15 protein-coding genes and 1 other annotated feature are annotated in these 16,902 nt (G+C 36.9%); of the genes, 4 read left to right on the top strand and 11 right to left on the bottom strand.

Going from position 1 to position 16,902, the window contains the following annotated elements:
• Nucleotides 1–33 precede the first annotated feature (33 nt).
• Nucleotides 34–429, bottom strand: a complete 396-nt coding sequence (gene spx / locus AC3WTA_RS13605; protein WP_000258267.1) for a transcriptional regulator Spx — start codon at nt 427–429, stop codon at nt 34–36.
• 592 nt (nt 430–1,021) lie between these two features.
• On the opposite strand from spx, the gene AC3WTA_RS13600 reads away from it, so the two are divergent.
• A complete protein-coding gene (locus tag AC3WTA_RS13600; RefSeq protein ID WP_000559978.1) occupies nt 1,022–1,225 on the top strand; it encodes a hypothetical protein in 204 nt (67 codons plus the stop codon).
• Nucleotides 1,226–1,253: 28 nt separating this feature from the next.
• Here AC3WTA_RS13600 and AC3WTA_RS13595 read toward each other — a convergent pair whose 3' ends face one another.
• Nucleotides 1,254–2,900 carry a peptide ABC transporter substrate-binding protein gene (locus AC3WTA_RS13595; protein WP_000728618.1) on the bottom strand — a complete coding sequence of 549 codons (1,647 nt, stop codon included), beginning with the start codon at nt 2,898–2,900 and terminating at the stop codon, nt 1,254–1,256.
• A 353-nt stretch (nt 2,901–3,253) separates the two neighbouring features.
• Here AC3WTA_RS13595 and AC3WTA_RS13590 point away from each other — a divergent pair, with 353 nt between their 5' ends.
• Complete coding sequence (locus AC3WTA_RS13590; protein ID WP_002096798.1) at nt 3,254–4,699, top strand: MATE family efflux transporter; 1,446 nt, start codon at nt 3,254–3,256, stop codon at nt 4,697–4,699.
• Nucleotides 4,700–4,830: 131 nt separating this feature from the next.
• On the opposite strand, the gene AC3WTA_RS13585 is transcribed toward AC3WTA_RS13590, so the two are convergent.
• The 5 genes from AC3WTA_RS13585 to AC3WTA_RS13565 form a co-directional block, all read right to left on the bottom strand.
• Nucleotides 4,831–5,766 (bottom strand): ABC transporter ATP-binding protein, encoded by a 936-nt coding sequence (locus AC3WTA_RS13585; protein WP_000166352.1) that lies wholly within the window; start codon nt 5,764–5,766, stop codon nt 4,831–4,833.
• A complete protein-coding gene (locus tag AC3WTA_RS13580; RefSeq protein ID WP_000854348.1) occupies nt 5,759–6,802 on the bottom strand; it encodes an ABC transporter ATP-binding protein in 1,044 nt (347 codons plus the stop codon). Before AC3WTA_RS13580 ends, AC3WTA_RS13585 begins: the two co-directional genes overlap by 8 nt.
• An 18-nt stretch (nt 6,803–6,820) precedes the next feature.
• Nucleotides 6,821–7,837 (bottom strand): oligopeptide ABC transporter permease, encoded by a 1,017-nt coding sequence (gene opp3C / locus AC3WTA_RS13575; RefSeq protein WP_000974097.1) that lies wholly within the window; start codon nt 7,835–7,837, stop codon nt 6,821–6,823.
• The gene (gene opp3b / locus AC3WTA_RS13570) at nt 7,834–8,763 is read right to left on the bottom strand and encodes an oligopeptide ABC transporter permease (protein ID WP_000534165.1); all 930 of its coding nucleotides are present in this window, start codon (nt 8,761–8,763) and stop codon (nt 7,834–7,836) included. The genes opp3C and opp3b overlap by 4 nt, the downstream gene beginning before the upstream one ends.
• Before the next feature lie 127 nt (nt 8,764–8,890).
• On the bottom strand, nt 8,891–10,522 hold the full coding sequence (locus AC3WTA_RS13565) for a peptide ABC transporter substrate-binding protein (RefSeq protein WP_000727224.1): 1,632 nt from the start codon (nt 10,520–10,522) through the stop codon (nt 8,891–8,893).
• 319 nt (nt 10,523–10,841) lie between these two features.
• Here AC3WTA_RS13565 and AC3WTA_RS13560 point away from each other — a divergent pair, with 319 nt between their 5' ends.
• On the top strand, nt 10,842–11,222 hold the full coding sequence (locus tag AC3WTA_RS13560; RefSeq protein ID WP_001044992.1) for a DUF3899 domain-containing protein: 381 nt from the start codon (nt 10,842–10,844) through the stop codon (nt 11,220–11,222).
• A gap of 105 nt (nt 11,223–11,327) precedes the next feature.
• Nucleotides 11,328–11,544: a binding site (T-box leader), on the top strand.
• Between the two features lie 74 nt (nt 11,545–11,618).
• On the top strand, nt 11,619–12,608 hold the full coding sequence (gene trpS, locus AC3WTA_RS13555) for a tryptophan--tRNA ligase (RefSeq protein WP_000110999.1): 990 nt from the start codon (nt 11,619–11,621) through the stop codon (nt 12,606–12,608).
• Nucleotides 12,609–12,890: 282 nt separating this feature from the next.
• On the opposite strand, the gene AC3WTA_RS13550 is transcribed toward trpS, so the two are convergent.
• The 4 genes from AC3WTA_RS13550 to fabH form a co-directional block, all read right to left on the bottom strand.
• Nucleotides 12,891–13,637, bottom strand: a complete 747-nt coding sequence (locus AC3WTA_RS13550) for a YjbA family protein (protein WP_000966120.1) — start codon at nt 13,635–13,637, stop codon at nt 12,891–12,893.
• 143 nt (nt 13,638–13,780) lie between these two features.
• A complete protein-coding gene (locus tag AC3WTA_RS13545) occupies nt 13,781–14,569 on the bottom strand; it encodes a DUF2268 domain-containing putative Zn-dependent protease (protein ID WP_000513285.1) in 789 nt (262 codons plus the stop codon).
• Nucleotides 14,570–14,675: 106 nt separating this feature from the next.
• The gene (gene fabF / locus AC3WTA_RS13540; protein WP_000412643.1) at nt 14,676–15,914 is read right to left on the bottom strand and encodes a beta-ketoacyl-ACP synthase II; all 1,239 of its coding nucleotides are present in this window, start codon (nt 15,912–15,914) and stop codon (nt 14,676–14,678) included.
• 31 nt (nt 15,915–15,945) lie between these two features.
• Nucleotides 15,946–16,878 (bottom strand): beta-ketoacyl-ACP synthase III, encoded by a 933-nt coding sequence (gene fabH / locus AC3WTA_RS13535; protein ID WP_001100551.1) that lies wholly within the window; start codon nt 16,876–16,878, stop codon nt 15,946–15,948.
• Between the last annotated feature and the right edge of the window lie 24 nt (nt 16,879–16,902).

The raw sequence follows: 16,902 nt of genomic DNA, 5'->3' as shown, positions 1-16,902 counted from the left end.
TATAATAGGTAGAAGGTTTTCATATTATTATAATTAATTTACAAGACGCTGTGCTTCACGTAATTGAAACGTTCTTACTGTACGTGGTAAGAAACGACGGATTTCGTCTTCATTGTAACCTACTTGAAGGCGTTTCTCGTCAATCATAATTGGACGACGTAAAATCCCTGGATAGTCACGAATCATCTTATATAAATCTTGAAGTGGTAAAGACTCTAAGTTTACATTTAATTCTTGGAAAACTTTCGAACGAGTAGAAATAATCTCATCCGTTCCGCTTTCTGTCATACGTAAAATCTCTTTAATTTCCTCAATCGTTAATGGATCTGAGAAAATATTACGTTCTGTATAAGGAATATGATTTTCCTCTAGCCATAATTTCGCCTTTCTACAAGACGTACAGCTTGGAGAACTATATAATGTTACCATACAAAGCTCACTCTCCTTAAAGAGTACAAATTCTGTACTAATTACAGTTTAAATTTCTAAATTCAGCAATTTTTTGCGATACCTTGTCTTAAAACAAAGTGCAAAAATCGCATTTCATGTAAGCAACAACTTTTAGCAAACAACAATTACTTTTAATAAGTAACTTCTATAATCATTATACAATAGATTTTGCAAGAAATATACAGTAAATTTCCTTCTAATTGAGAAAACTCTTCCGTGTATTCCACTGCTATGTAACATGATCACACTCACTTCATCTGTACTTTAACAATACCTCCAACCCTCTTAACGCTTGCTTTTCATAGATTATTCATATGATATATAGTTATTTTCCCAGAATCTTTCCTATAAAAAAGAGAACGTTTTCTTACCTTTTCTTGATAAATCAATTAAGAAATGTAAGACTATACAATTGAGAATTAAAAGGAACATTTGTTCTTATTTTAACAAATATTCTCATTCATGTCTATACGATTTCTAAAATAAATCAATTATTTTTCTGACATTTCTTTCTTTTTTACCTTTTATCTCATACAATAAAAATACAGACAGGCAAAGGGGGAATTTGCAAATGATTGCTTTTTTTATTGATTTTGTCACGGTTGCTGCCCTCATCATCGGAATAACAGCATTGATTGGTGTCATTACAAATAGCATTGGTGAAAAACTCTTTGGCGGAAAAGAAAAGATGAAGTTTGTTAATAAAAGTTTGGATGTGCAATCCGGCTGGAATCAAGTTGGCGGGAAAGGTATTTATAAGAAACGTACGTATTAAAAAAAGCAGGCAATCACCTGCTTTTTTCTTATTTCTCTACTGACGCCCATTTAAAGCTTAAATCGCCGCCATATTTATGGTTGTACATATTTTTAATTGATTCCCTTTGTATATATGCTCTACCACGTTGATATACTGGAACAATTGCAGCGTCATCAAGTAACATTTTCTCTGCTTCTAGTAAGTTTTTCCAACGAGCATTTACATCGCTTCCATCTTTCTTCGCTTTCATGATAATTTCATCATATTTCGGATTAGAGTATTTCATTTTATTTTGCGATCCGTCCGTCACAAACATATCAAGGTATGTAACTGGATCTGGGAAGTCTGCACTCCATCCAGAGAATGACATCACATAATCGCCCGCATCTTCTAGTTTTAGTTTTTGCGCAAATGGTTGTTGTTTAATTTTCACTGTTAAACCTGGTAAATTCTTTTCTAATTCACCTTTTAAATATTCACCTGTTTTCTTCGATAATTCAACATCTTCATTTAATAACTCTAATTCGATTTCATTTTTACCAAGCTCTTTTTTACCAGCTTCCCAATATTTCTTCGCTTCTTTCACGTTTGGTTTTACAATATCTCCATTTACAGCACGGAAGTCTTTCTTATCTGGCCCTTTAATGAAGTTATCAGGAATTAATCCTGTTGCTGGCTTAGAACCGTTATTTAATAATGTATCAACGAACGGCTTACGTTCAAAAGCAAGTGAAATTGCTTTACGAATATTTTTATTTGCTAAAGCTGGGTCTTTTTGATTTAAACGAAGGAAGAATACAGATGTATCTTCTACTGTTTGGAAATCTGGTTTTCCTTTATATTTATCGATGAACTCTGCTAATAACGTCGCTCGATCGACTGCGTTTGTTTCATATAAATTAATTGGCGTAGACGTATCTTTTACAATATTAAAGTTTACTTCCTCAATCTTCACTTCTTTATTGTCCCAATATGACGCGCTCTTTGTCATTTTAAAGCTACGTTCATGTTGCCAATCACTTAATGTAAATGGTCCGTTATAAAGTGTTGTATTCGCTTCCAAACCAAACTTCGTACCTTGCTCTTTCACAAACTTTTCATTCACAGGATAGAAGATTGGATATACCATTAAATCTACAAGGTATGGAATTGAATTGTCTAATTCCACTTCTAATGTATGATCATCAATCGCTTTTACGCCTAATTGATCTGGACTCATCTCTTTTTTATTAATTTTCTCTGCATTTTTTATATCATACATAATGTACGCTGATTTCGCAGCTGTATCTGGGTTAATCGCTCTTTGCCATGCGTATACGAAATCCTTCGCCGTCACAGGTTCACCATTTGACCATTTTGCGTCTTCACGTAATTTAAATGTATATTTTTTACCGTCTTCTGACTTTTGGAATTCCTTCGCTACACCAGGAACTAGCTTATCATCTTTTCCTAAACTGTATAAGCCTTCCATCGTATTAGTCATTACTCTTGAAGAAACTGCATCAGCTGATAACGCTGGATCCATCGTTGGAATTTCTTGTGTTTCAATTAAGTTAATAACTTGCTTCGCACCGCTTTTCCCGCTATCCCCTTTTGCGTTCGCTTGCGGCTCATCTTTTTGGTAGCTACATGCCCCTAACATCATGCTCATCGCTACTGTTGATACTACAAAAACTGGCATCTTTTTTTTCATACTTCCACCCTCCACAAAAAATGTTAGCCCTTTCATTTTCAAACAAATAGAAATATATATATGTTCTAACAATTCATATTATACATACAAATATATTTTTTGTATATTTATATTTCTATTTTATTAAAATTTTCTGTAAAAAAATAAACCTTTGTACACGTTTCATATTGCCGATTATCCTTACTAAAGTGTTAATAATAACTGTTTTTATATTTTTCTAAATTATCAGAGAAAAATAAATTTTATATATCATAATACTTTGTGCATAATTATCCTTCTCTATTTATCATAAAATGGCGCTCCCTTCATAATAAAGATATGTAGGTTAAAATGAGTGCAAAGGATAAGAAAGTATGTTACGATACACTTTGCTAAAAATAGATATCGGTAAAGAGGGGACGGACATGACAGCAATTCAGGCAAAAAACGGGCCGACAGAGAAATTAAGTTTATTCTTATTAACATGGCCTATTTTTCTAGAAGTTTTTCTATTTATGTTAATGGGGATCGCTGATACTTTCATGTTAAGTGCATTATCAGACGATGCTGTATCTGGGGTTGGTGCAGCGAATCAATACCTCCATATCGCTATTTTGGTACTTGAAGTCATCGGGAACGGCGCAGCTATCGTCGTATCTCAATACCTCGGTTCCAAACGTTTTATGGAAGCATCTAAAATATCAGCTTTAGCCGTCACATTAAATTTAGTGGTCGGACTCGTTATAAGCGCTGGTTTTCTATTATTTTCAAAACATATGATGATGACAATGAACTTACAAGGCGATGTACTCATGTATGCACAAAACTATTTATCCATCGTCGGAGGAGCTATTTTTCTTCAAGCTATTATTAATTCATTAGCTGCAATTATCCGCGTACACGGCTTCACAAAGCAAGCGATGTTTATTTCACTTGGAATGAATATTATTCATATCGCTGGAAACTACGTACTCATTTTTGGGAAATTTGGTTTCCCAGAGCTCGGTGTACAAGGGGCTGCCATTTCTTCTGCTGTCAGCAGATTAATCGCACTTATCGTTTTCTTCTGGTTACTGTACCGCGTTATGGAATACCGTGTGAAATTACAATATTACTTCACCTTATCTAAAGAATACATCGGGAAAATTTTAAAGATCGGGATTCCATCTGCATTTGAGCAGGTTATGTATCAAGCTTGTCAAATTGTCTTCTTATACTATGCAACATACTTAGGAACGGAATCATTAGCGGCTAGACAATACGCTACGAACATTTCTATGTTCACTTATTTATTCGCGATTGCGATCGGTATGGGAACAGCCATTATTATCGGACGCCTCGTTGGCGGTGGTGAAAAAGACGAAGCGTATGAACGCGTATGGAAAAGTGTAAAGTGGGCAATTGGAGTCACTTTATGTATGGTCGCTCTCGTTATTACATTCCGTACACAATTAATGGGACTATTTACAGATAATCCGCACATTATTACGTTAGGTGCATCAGTTCTTTTACTAAGTGTACTACTTGAAACGGGACGTACAATGAATATCGTCATTATAAATTCACTTCGCGCAGCTGGTGATGCAAAGTACCCCGTTTTAATCGGTGCATTCTCTATGGTGTTAATGAGTTTACCACTCGGCTACTTTTTCGCCTTCCATTTAGATATGGGGCTCGTTGGTATTTGGCTAGCGATTGCTATTGATGAATGGACACGTGCCATCATTATGTTCTTCCGCTGGAAAAGTAGAGCGTGGGAACGTTATGCACTCGTTAAACCTGAAGAACAAGAGGAGAGTGTTTCTGTTCAGGCACAGTAATACTCGTTTAATTAAAATGCATTCATCGGAAAATAACATTTATATTCACTTACCGACAAATGTTAACAATACAACTGTTTATAGAATAGAAAAAGAGCCATCCTTCTGTAGCGGAAGAATGGCTCTTTTTCTTATTGATAAATCTCTTTATATTTCTTATACTCTGCTTCAGAACATAATACGAAATGTCCTGGGCGAATTTCACGCATTGTTGGTGCTTCACTAGCATAATCATGCTGAGATGGATCGTATACGATACGTTTACGATTGCGCTCATAATCTGGATCTGGAAGCGGAATTGCTGATAATAGTGATTTCGTATATGGATGAATTGGATTCGCATATAACTCTTCACTTGTTGTTAGCTCAACGATTTGACCACGGTACATTACGCCGATGCGATCACTAATGTATTTTACCATTGATAAATCATGGGCAATGAATAAGTATGTTAAACCTTTTTCTTTTTGTAACTTTTTCAGTAAGTTTACAACTTGCGCCTGGATTGAAACATCAAGTGCTGAGATTGGCTCATCGGCAATGATAAATTCAGGTTCTACAGCAAGTGCGCGAGCGATACCGATACGTTGACGTTGTCCACCTGAGAATTCATGCGGGAAACGGTTTGCGTGCTCTTTATTTAAACCAACTGTGATTAATAATTCATGAACACGGTCCATACGCTCTTTTTTGCCTTTTGCTAATCCGTGAATATCAATACCTTCTGCAATAATATCCCCTACTGTCATACGAGGGTTTAATGATGCATATGGATCTTGGAAAATCATTTGCATTTTACGGTTGAACTTCTTCAGTTGTGCGCGTGATTTTTTACCATGTACATTTTCACCATCGAACAATACTTCACCAGCAGTTGCATCATATAAACGAATAATCGTTCTTCCAGTTGTCGATTTACCACAACCTGATTCTCCTACAAGACCAAATGTCTCTCCGCGGTAAATATCAAATGAAATATCATTAACCGCTTTGACAACACCACCACTCACGTCGAAGTGCTGCTTTACATTTTTTACTTCAATTAATTTCTCACGTTGTTTAGTCATGTTGTTCACCTGCTTTCATTTGAAGAATGCGTTTTTCAACAACTGCCGGCGGTCTTACTTCTGGAGCTTGCTCGTGAAGTAACCAAGTTGCCGCGTAGTGTGTATCACTTACTTTAAATAAAGGTGGGTCCATTTCAAAATCAATTTTCAGTGCCTGCGGGTTACGTGGTGCAAAAGCATCTCCCTTTGGCGGCTTTAATAAATCTGGAGGCGTTCCAGGGATTGCATATAACTCTTCTTCTGAACCATCTAAACTTGGCATAGATGCGATTAGGCCCCAAGTGTACGGATGTTTTGGATTGTAGAAAATTTCATCAACCGTTCCAATTTCAACAACTTTACCAGCGTACATAACTGCTACGCGGTCCGCAACGTTTGCCACTACACCTAAGTCATGCGTAATGAAAATGATTGCCGCTTCTGTTTTTTGCTGAATGTCTTTCATAAGCTCTAAAATTTGCGCCTGAATTGTAACGTCTAACGCTGTTGTCGGCTCATCGGCAATTAATAATTTCGGGTTACAAGCTAACGCCATCGCAATAACTACACGCTGTCTCATACCACCTGAGAATTGGTGAGGATATTGTTTTAAGCGCGCTTCTGGATTCGGAATACCTACAAGGTCGATTAATTCTAACGCAACTTTACGTGCATCTGCTTTACTCATCCCTTGGTGTTTAATAAGGCCTTCCATAATTTGATTTCCAATGGTCATCGTTGGGTTTAATGATGTCATTGGATCTTGGAAAATCATCGCGATATCTTTACCGCGCACTTGTTGCATTTCTTTTTCTGTTAATTTCGTTAAGTCACGACCTTCAAATACGATTTCACCGTTTTTAATACGTCCTGGAGGATTCGGAATTAATCCCATTAACGCTTTAGAAGTAACTGATTTACCAGAACCAGATTCTCCTACAATCGCTAATGTTTCTCCTTTTTTCAAATCAAAAGTAACACCGCGTACAGCTTGTACTTCACCTGCATGTGTATCAAAGGAGACTTGCAAATCTTTTACCTCTAGCAATGTTTTCATTTTTACTTCTCCCCTCTTTTACTTACGCATTTTTGGATCTAACGCGTCGCGTAATCCGTCTGCCATTAAGTTGAATGCTAAGATTAACATACTGATGACAACCGCTGGGATGAACATCATATGTGGATACGTTTGAATTGATTTATAACCATCGTTTACAAGAGAACCAAGTGATGCGAATGGTGGCTGAATACCTAAACCGATAAAGCTTAAGAACGCCTCACCAAACACTGCTGTTGGAATTGTAAACATTGTCATTACGATAATTGGTCCCATTACGTTCGGGATTAAGTGTTTTACAATTAACTGTGTATTTGTTGCACCTAATGTACGAGATGCTAATACGTATTCTTGATTTTTTAATTTCAGGATTTGTCCACGAACGATACGCGACATCCCTATCCAACCTGTAATCGCCATTGCGAGTGTAATTGACCATATACCAGATCCCATAATGATTACCATTAAAATAACGATGATTAAGTATGGAATACCGTTAATAATCTCCATAATACGTTGCATAATATTATCTACTCTACCGCCATAGAACGCTGAAATACCTCCATAAGCAACTCCAATTACTAAGTCAATCGCCGCTGCTAAAAGAGCGATATATAATGATACACGCGTACCTTCCCATGTTCTTGTCCATAAATCGCGTCCAAGATCATCTGTACCAAACCAGAAATACTCTTTAATATCACGTTTTTCATATTGGTCAACACCATATTGATCTGTACCGTCAAATGGTAGCCAATGAACATTTTCAATAACAGGAATTTTCGGTGGTAATTTCGCACGACCTAAGTCTTGCTCTTTATAAGAATGCTTACTTACCATCGGTCCTAAAACTGCTAGTAATATAATAAGCGCTAATAAAACGAAACCGAACATCGCTCCTTTATGTTGGAACAAACGTCTTCTTACATCTTGCCAAAACGTTAAGCTTGGACGGGCAATGACTTCATTATCCACATTATTTTGATTGGCTTGTTGAAATAAATCTGGAGATAATTTTTGTACATCTTTCATCATTTTTTCCCTCCCGCTAAACGAATTCGAGGATCAATAATTCCGTATAAAATATCGACAATGAAAATAACTAAGATGAAAATCGCACTATAGAAAATTGTAGTTCCCATAATAACTGTATAGTCATTTACTGTAATAGATTTAACGAACTGTTCCCCCAGTCCTGGTACAGCATATATTTGCTCAATAACTAATGTCCCTGTAATTAAACCTGCAACCATTGGTCCTAAAATTGTTACAACTGGAATTAACGCGTTACGAAGTGCGTGTTTGATAATGATAACGCCTTGGCTAATTCCTTTCGCTTTCGCTGTTAAAATGTAGTCAGCTTGCATAACTTCAATTAACTCTGCACGAGCGAAACGTGCGATTGTTGCGATAACTGCCATCGATAAAGCGATTGTAGGCATTACGGTAAACTCTGGTCCTTTCCAGAATGCTACTGGGAACCATCCAAGTTTTACCCCTACGAAATATTGTAGTAATGCGGCGAATACGAACGATGGTACCGACATCCCGAGTACGGAAATAATTGTCGCCCCATAATCGACCCACGTATTGTTACGAAGTGCCGCAACGATTCCTAAAATTAAACCGATAAATGTTCCTAATATAATCGCCTGTAAACCAAGTTGTGCTGATGGTCCAATGCGATCCACAATCATATCTGTTACTGGACGGTTATCATATTGGAATGATACCCCTAAATCACCTTTTGCTAAGTTACCTAAGTAACGTGCATATTGAACTGGTACTGGATCATTTAAACCATATTTTTCAAGAATGATTTCTTTTTGTGCCGGTGATAGTTTCTCCTGGTTTTTAAGCGGAGAACCCGGAAGTAATTTCATCAAAAAGAAAGTCAGTGTAGTAATTAAAAATAATGTCAAAGCCATGTACACGAAACGTTTTAATACATAACGTCCCATAGTCAAGCACCTCCCCGTTTTTCTCAAAAGCAATAAGATAGTTTAAAATATTCTTACTTTTATTTTTTTAAAATAAGAGCATATGCCCATCATAGGCATATACCCTTATTCATGATGGAAACCATTTTTAGTTTTTGAGTTCAACCCACTTATAGCTAAATTCTCCGCCATATTTATGTTCTAATAGGCCAGTAATTGAGCCACGTTGTAAATAAGCTTTTCCTGGTTGATATACTGGAGCAATCGCTGCATCTTCAAGCAGTTGTTTTTCCGCTTGTAATAATGCATCCCAACGTGCTTGTACATCAACTTCTGTTTTCGCTTTTTTAATTAAATCATCATACGCTGGGTTTGCATAATTTACTTTGTTTTGCGCATTACCTGTCGTATACATTTCAAGGAATGACATTGGATCCATATAATCTGGACTCCATCCCGCATATGACATTGCATAATCTCCACTTGCTTCAAGTTTTAATTTTTGTGCAAATGGCTGCATTTTTGTGGAAACTGTTAAACCTGATAAGTTCTTTTCAAATTGACCTTTTAAATACTCTCCGATTTTTTTAGCATCATCAGTATCAAAGTTTAATAGCTCTAACTCTACTTTGTCTACACCAAGTTCTTTTTTACCAGCTTCCCAATATTTTTGAGCTTCTTTCATATCCTCTTTTATAAGCTTTCCGTTCTCTTCACGGAAGTCTTTTCCATTCGGACCTTTTGCTAAGCCTTTCGGAACAAAACCATATATACCCTCTGAACCATCGTTTAAGATAACTTTCCCGATATTTTCACGCTCAAAGGACATTGCAATTGCTTTTCGGATATTTTTATTTGCTAAAAATTTATTCTTTTCATTTAAGCGAATAAATTGTGTAGATGGTCTCTTAATCGTTTTAAAGTCAGCATCTGATTTGTATTTGTCTACAAACTCTGATGTTAAGACTACACGATCAATTGCTTTCGTTTCATATAAATTTATAGCAGTTGAACGATCCTTAACAATATTGAAGTTTATTTCCTCAAGTTTTACTTCTTTATTTTCCCAATACGTTGGATTCTTCTTAAGTTGGAAACTTTGTTCATGCTTCCATTCATTTAATACGAATGGACCATTATAAAGTGTCGTATTGGATTCTAATCCAAATTTTGCTCCTTGTTCTGTTACAAACTTCTCATTCAAAGGATACAATGTTGGATAGACTGTTAAACTTACAAAATAAGGAACAGGGTTATCTAATTCCACTTCAAGTGTATGATCATCAATTGCCTTTACACCAAGCTCTTCAACTGGCAATTCTTTTTTGTTAACTTTCTCCGCATTTTTAACATCAAATAGTATGTAAGCAAACTTGGCACCCGTGTTTGAATCTACAGCTCTTCGCCAAGAATAAACGAAGTCTTTCGCTGTTACAGGTTCACCATTAGACCATTTCGCATCTTCACGTAACTTAAACACATACTTTTTGCCATCTTCTGATTTCTCATAAGATTTAGCGACACCTGGAACAAGTTTATCGTCTTTCCCCAGACGATATAATCCCTCCATTGTGTTATTCATGATGTTAGAAGATGTTGCATCCGTTGATAACGTCGTATCCATAGTTGGAATTTCAGCTGTCTCAGTTAGATTTAACGCTTGCTTGTTTGAGGATTTTTCTTTTGCACCTGCTTTATTATCCTCTTTTTGATAACTACAAGCTCCTAACATACTGACTGTCAGCGTCGATGCAAGTAATAACGGTATCTTTTTCTTCATGTTGTGTTGCCTCCCCTAATTGCACTTCCTGTACCCTCACTTGTAAAAAAGTAGAATTGAAAGAATAATCTCCAAGTTTCTACAATTTTCATTATACATATAATATAACAATTGTGAATATAGTTTTTTGTTTTTTTGTTAAAATTTTTAATAAAATATTTATTTTTTTATTTTTTTGTAAAGGGATACGTTAACATTGCTACCATCATCTTGAAATCAGACCTTTAATTGCGTATAATTTTCAAAAAATTAATTCTAGTACATATTATAGCTTTTATAGTATAATAATTCTAGTAATATTTTGACGGAGGGGAACATTTTGAATAAAGTTTTTTTTCATACTTGTATACTAATTTTCATAGCGATAATCGCTTCTAGTATTGGCGCATTCCTCGTTTCATCGCAATTTTTGTTGAATTTTGTCAACATATCGTTTTATGTCGCACTATTTTTTATTCTTATAGGCGGTTTTTTATTCATATTTCAAAATGGATTTTTTAACGTAACAATTTACGCCTTCCAAAGAGTATTTGGTACGAACAAAAAAATTGAGTCTTTAATTGAAGAAGTAGAGGAACCTGTCGATAAGAAAGAACGTATTTATAAAACATATTCATTCAAATGGACGTATCCAATTTGCATTACCGGTATCGTTCTTGGGTTGTTCTCGACCCTCATTAGCTTTACTATTTTGATGTAGTTTGCAAACACTATCCCATATGATATAATAATCAGCAAAACATTTTGTTATAAAACTTTAGTTCTTTCATATTAAAAGAGCTTAGGTAACAATAAATAAATTTATATGTATGCGATGATAAAGAAGAGTACATATTGAGGCAATTTCAGAGAGCTTGTGGCTGGTGTGAACAAGTAATTGCGCAGTATGGAATGGGCTTTTGAGCACCAAACCGAACCGAAAGTAGTAGGCTTTGGCGTTATATCCAAACGTTATTATGGATTAGAGAGATTTCACAGTAGTGAAATAATTAGGGTGGTACCGCGGTCCATTCGTCCCTATAGTTTTTGGGATGAATGGGCTTTTTTGTTTGCCTTCTCTTCCCCATCACGCATTCAAATTTAGGAGGAATTACTTATGTCAGTTATCTTTTCTGGTATTCAGCCGAGTGGAACGATTACACTTGGAAACTATTTAGGAGCTATGAAGCAATTTACAGAGCTTCAAAATGAACACGACTGTTATTTCTGTATTGTAAACCAACACGCGATTACAGTACCTCAAGATCCCGTACAACTTCGTAAAAACATTCGCAGTCTTGCTGCACTTTATGTAGCATGTGGCATCGATCCTGAAAAAGCTACTCTATTTGTACAATCAGAAGTACCAGCACACGCTCAACTAGGATGGATTATGCAATCAGTTGCTTACGTTGGAGAATTAGAGCGTATGACGCAATATAAAGATAAATCTTCTGGTAGAGATTCAGTTCCAGCTGGATTACTAACGTATCCACCATTAATGGCTGCTGATATTTTACTTTACAACACTGAAATCGTACCTGTTGGTGATGATCAAAAACAACATATGGAATTAACACGCGACCTAGCAGAGCGTTTCAACAAACGCTTCCGTGAAGTGTTCACTGTCCCTGAAATTCGTATTCCAAAAGTAGGAGCTCGCGTTATGTCATTAACAGAACCTACGAAAAAAATGAGCAAATCTGATCCGAATCCAAAAGCAATGATCAGTATGCTTGATGAACCAAAAACAATTGAAAAGAAAATTAAAAGTGCTGTAACTGATTCTGAAGGTATCGTGAAATTTGATAAAGAAAACAAACCTGGCATCTCTAACTTATTAACAATCTACTCTTCATTCTCTGGAAAAACAGTTGAAGAAATCGAAGCAATGTACGAAGGAAAAGGATACGGCGACTTCAAAGGCGACCTAGCACAAGTAGTCGTAGAAGCAATTCGTCCAATCCAAGACAAATATAACGAACTAATCAACTCACCAGAACTAGACGAAATTCTAGACAAAGGTGCAGAAAAAGCAAACCGCGTTGCATTCAAACAACTACGCAAAGTAGAAAACGCAATGGGACTAAGTAGAAAACGTAGGTAACTTATAAAGCGGAAGCGGCTCGTTCAGAATGTGAGGGGGATGGAGCTCCTGACGTAGAGGCGGATTTTGCCTCGCAGGAAGGCGCGAAGCCACCGAACATTCTTGCCGCTGGAGCTGGATTTCTATATAAAGCGGAAGCGGCTCGTTCAGCTCTGACTAGCTAGGGTTCTTTCGCATAGAAGACGCTTTTTGTCTTCTTATGCGGAAGGTTCTTAGACGCGAAGGGCTAGGAGCCGGAGCTAAGTTACAACAAATTAAAAAAACCGCCAATTGGCGGTTTTTTTAATTTACCTTTTGCTCGTTTTCCATTTCCCATAACTTTTCAAAAAATGGCTGTCCTTTTACAAGACGCTCGCATAATTGTTCGTGCTTCTCAGACCAGCCTGTTTTCGCTTCATCATACAGTTTAGCCCAAATATCTTCAAATTCCATATGTTGAACCATTCCGTATGCTGATGGATCCCACTCTGTGAACCAATAGCGAATTTCCGCTGTGTTTTTCGTTGTATGTAATTGATCTAACGCCATAAATAATAATTGTTTCAGCTGTCTTTCTTTACGAGTTAAGCCATTCATAATGAAAGGTGATGGTGATAAAATATGATGTTCTTTTTCCATTTCTTCTACTTGGAACTCATACTTTTCTGCTTGTACGTTTTCTACCATCTCATATACCATCTGCTCTTGGCGCGGTATAAGTCTGCTCTTTCGAATTGGTACATTGTAACCAATTGTGTCGATCGCAATAATTCCTTTTCCATCTGTAACAACAAAGCAATACTCTTGCTGCAAACGTTCATGATTTTTACGAATATATGCCTTATGATGTACGTCTTCCAACATTTTTTGCGGAAGCTCTAACAATTCGTCCTCGATGTAATGATATAATGTGGCATCTACTTTTAATAATGGCACTTGATCTAATAGCTCAATCGTATCATCTTTCCGCCATTCGTAAAAATGACAAACGTTATACCCATTCTCTTCACCTTCAAACCAATTTACCCATACATCATGTAGATATAACATTCACTACCCCTCACTTCACTACTGTTTGTATCAATCATTATGTTCAATTTTTCTTAACTTTATTCCACCTAAGGAAATATATTCTAATTATTATTTCTTCTTCTATTAATACTAAAAAAAACAGGAAATAGAGCTCCTGTTTTTTATATATGAAATGTATTTGCTTTATTCAATATTTCTTTTGCATCTATAGATAATAAAGAAAGTGTATCTTCTCCTTCCAATGTTACACAATCTTTGACAATATGAAATCCAAGCGCATAACCAAGCATCTTCGGATAAGAGTGAAATCCATTTAATAAGATGTCGTGCTCCCTTGTTCCTCGTTTTATACTTATTCTTTCATGTACAACATTTTTCCAATAATAAATAGCCTCTTCTTTTGAAAGATACGTCGTCCACGGTGCATTGTTTTTTTCTGAATATCTTTCCGTTACCGCTTGCTCAGCTAGCCCTTCCATAATCATCGTATCAAGTAATGTATATTCTGTTTCTTTCGTCTCAATTTGATGTAACCTGCATATGTGATGATATTCATGCGCCAATAACACCTTTAATTCTTCCACCGAATTCCGTCCACATACGAATAAGAAAATAACATGACGCATAGATAATCCAGCCCTACCGTTATACTCTTCTTGTACAGTTCGATTATAGGAATCTGATAATAAAATAAAGACAGGGACATCTGGACCTTTTAACCAATTTTTTAGTTTCTCATACTCCGTACGTAACTCTTTCCAAATTTCCTTTTTCTCTAACTCTTTAATTTCCTGTTCTCCTCGCATAACCGGGCGATACATACCTTTAGAAATTAAAAAGCGATACAATCTTTCTTTTGGCAGCGGGATATACTTCGTAAACTTCTCACACAGCTTTTCTGGCCGTCCATAATATAGATGTAACCACTCAGCAGTTTCAACAATCCCCATCTTTATCCCTCCTTTTTCTTATGTATATGCAAAAGGAGAAAAAGGCGTAAAAATAAATAAGGAGTTTTTTCGTAATATGCTACGAAAAAACTCCTTATTTCATCTATTATTTATACGATTTAAATACTAATACTGCGTTATGACCACCGAATCCTAGTGAGTTACTTAATACTGCATTTACTTCTTGTTGTCTCGCTTTATTCGGTACGTAATCTAAGTCACATTCTGGATCTGGTGTTTCATAGTTAATTGTTGGAGGGATTACTCCGTCTGTAATTGATTTAATTGAGAAGATCGCTTCAACAGCACCAGCTGCTCCTAATAAGTGACCTGTCATTGATTTCGTTGAGCTAATTGCTACTTTGTACGCATGCTCACCGAACGTTTCTTTAATTGCCATCGTTTCATACTTTTCATTCGCATCCGTACTTGTACCGTGCGCATTAATGTAATCAATATCTTCTGGCTGTAGACCTGCATCCGCTAAAGCTTGACGCATTGCACGCACGCCGCCTTCACCGCCAGGAGCCGGCATTGTAATATGGAATGCATCGCCAGTTGCACCATAACCAGCGATTTCCGCATAAATGTGAGCACCACGAGCTAATGCGTGCTCTAATTCTTCAAGAATTAAAATACCTGAACCTTCACCCATTACGAAACCGCTACGATTTTTATCAAATGGACGGCAAGCTGTTGCTGGATCTTCATTAAATGTTAATGCTTTCGCTGAACTAAATCCGGCAAATGCCATACTTGTTAACGGCGCTTCTGCTCCGCCTGTTATCATTGCATCAGCATCACCGCGTTGAATCGCTTTAAATGCATCACCAATTGAGTTTGCACCAGATGCACAAGCCGTTACAGAACAAGTGTTAATTCCTTTTGCTCCTGTTGCGATCGATACTTGACCTGCTGCCATATCTGGAATCATCATTGGTACGAAGAATGGACTCACGCGGCGCGGACCTTTCTCAGTAAAAATCTTAAATTGTTCTTCGTATGTTTCCATACCGCCAATACCAGAACCAATCCATACCCCAATTCGAGGTCCGTTTTCTTCTGTAATTTCAAGCTTTGCATCTGCAACTGCCATTTTCGCTGCTGCTACTGCATATTGTGTAAAGCGATCCATACGGCGCGCTTCTTTTTTATCAATATATTTCTCGACTTCAAAGTCATTAATTTCTGCTGCTACTTTTGCTGGAAATAGTTCCGGATCAATTCTTGTAAGTCGTCCGATTCCAGATACACCCTTTTTAATGTTTTCCCACGCTGTTTCAACATCTGTTCCGATCGGTGTAACAGCTCCTAGTCCTGTAATTACGACCCTCTTTTTCTCCATACAAAATACACTCCTTTTTTTCTCTCAGTCCTTATTTACCCCAACGAAGAGCAACTGCTCCCCATGTTAATCCGCCGCCGAAACCAACAAGTATAATTAAATCACCATCTTGAATACGTCCATTTTGCAATTCCTCTACCATTGCAATTGGAATTGAAGAAGCTGATGTATTACCAAACTTTTCAATTGTCATACTCATTTTTTCTTGTGGTAAATTTAATCTCTCTCTTGCAGATTCCATAATACGAATATTCGCTTGATGTGGTACTAAAAAATCCACATCCTCTTTCGTAAGTCCCGCTTTTTCTAACACGCGAAGACAGGAATCACCAAGTTGGCGAACAGCAAATTTAAAGACTTCTCTGCCGTTCATCATAACATACTCGTCTTGATAAAGATGCTTACCGCCGCTTCCGTCTGCTCCTAATTCGAAAGATAGAACGCCTCTTCCTTCTGAAACAGCCCCCATTACGATAGCACCGGCTCCGTCTCCAAATAGTACTGCTGTATTTCGATCATTCCAGTCTACAATTTTAGATAGTTTATCACTACCAACTACTAATACATTTTTATAAGTTCCCGTTTGAATAAATTGCTGCGCTGTAATCATTCCGTACATAAAACCAGCACACGCTGCACTTAAATCCATTGCGGCTGCGTGTTTTGCGCCAATGGCTTCTTGAATGACACAAGCTACTGCTGGGAATGCGCGATCTGGTGTTACTGTTGCCACTAAAATCAGATCGATATCCTCTCCACTAATCCCGGCATCTTCAAGTGCTTTTTTAGAAGCCTCTACCGCCATATATGAAGTATCTATTGTATCATCGGCAATGCGTCTTTCTGCAATTCCCGTTCTCGTACGAATCCATTCATCAGATGTATCTACGATTTTCTCTAAATCGTGATTTGTGACTACTTTTTCTGGCACATATCTTCCGATTCCTAAAATGCCCACGTTCACATCGCAGCCCTCCGTTTTATATCA

Source organism: Bacillus sp. EB106-07-01-XG149, assembly GCF_058791555.1.
This window is presented reverse-complemented; position numbering and strand designations above follow the sequence as displayed.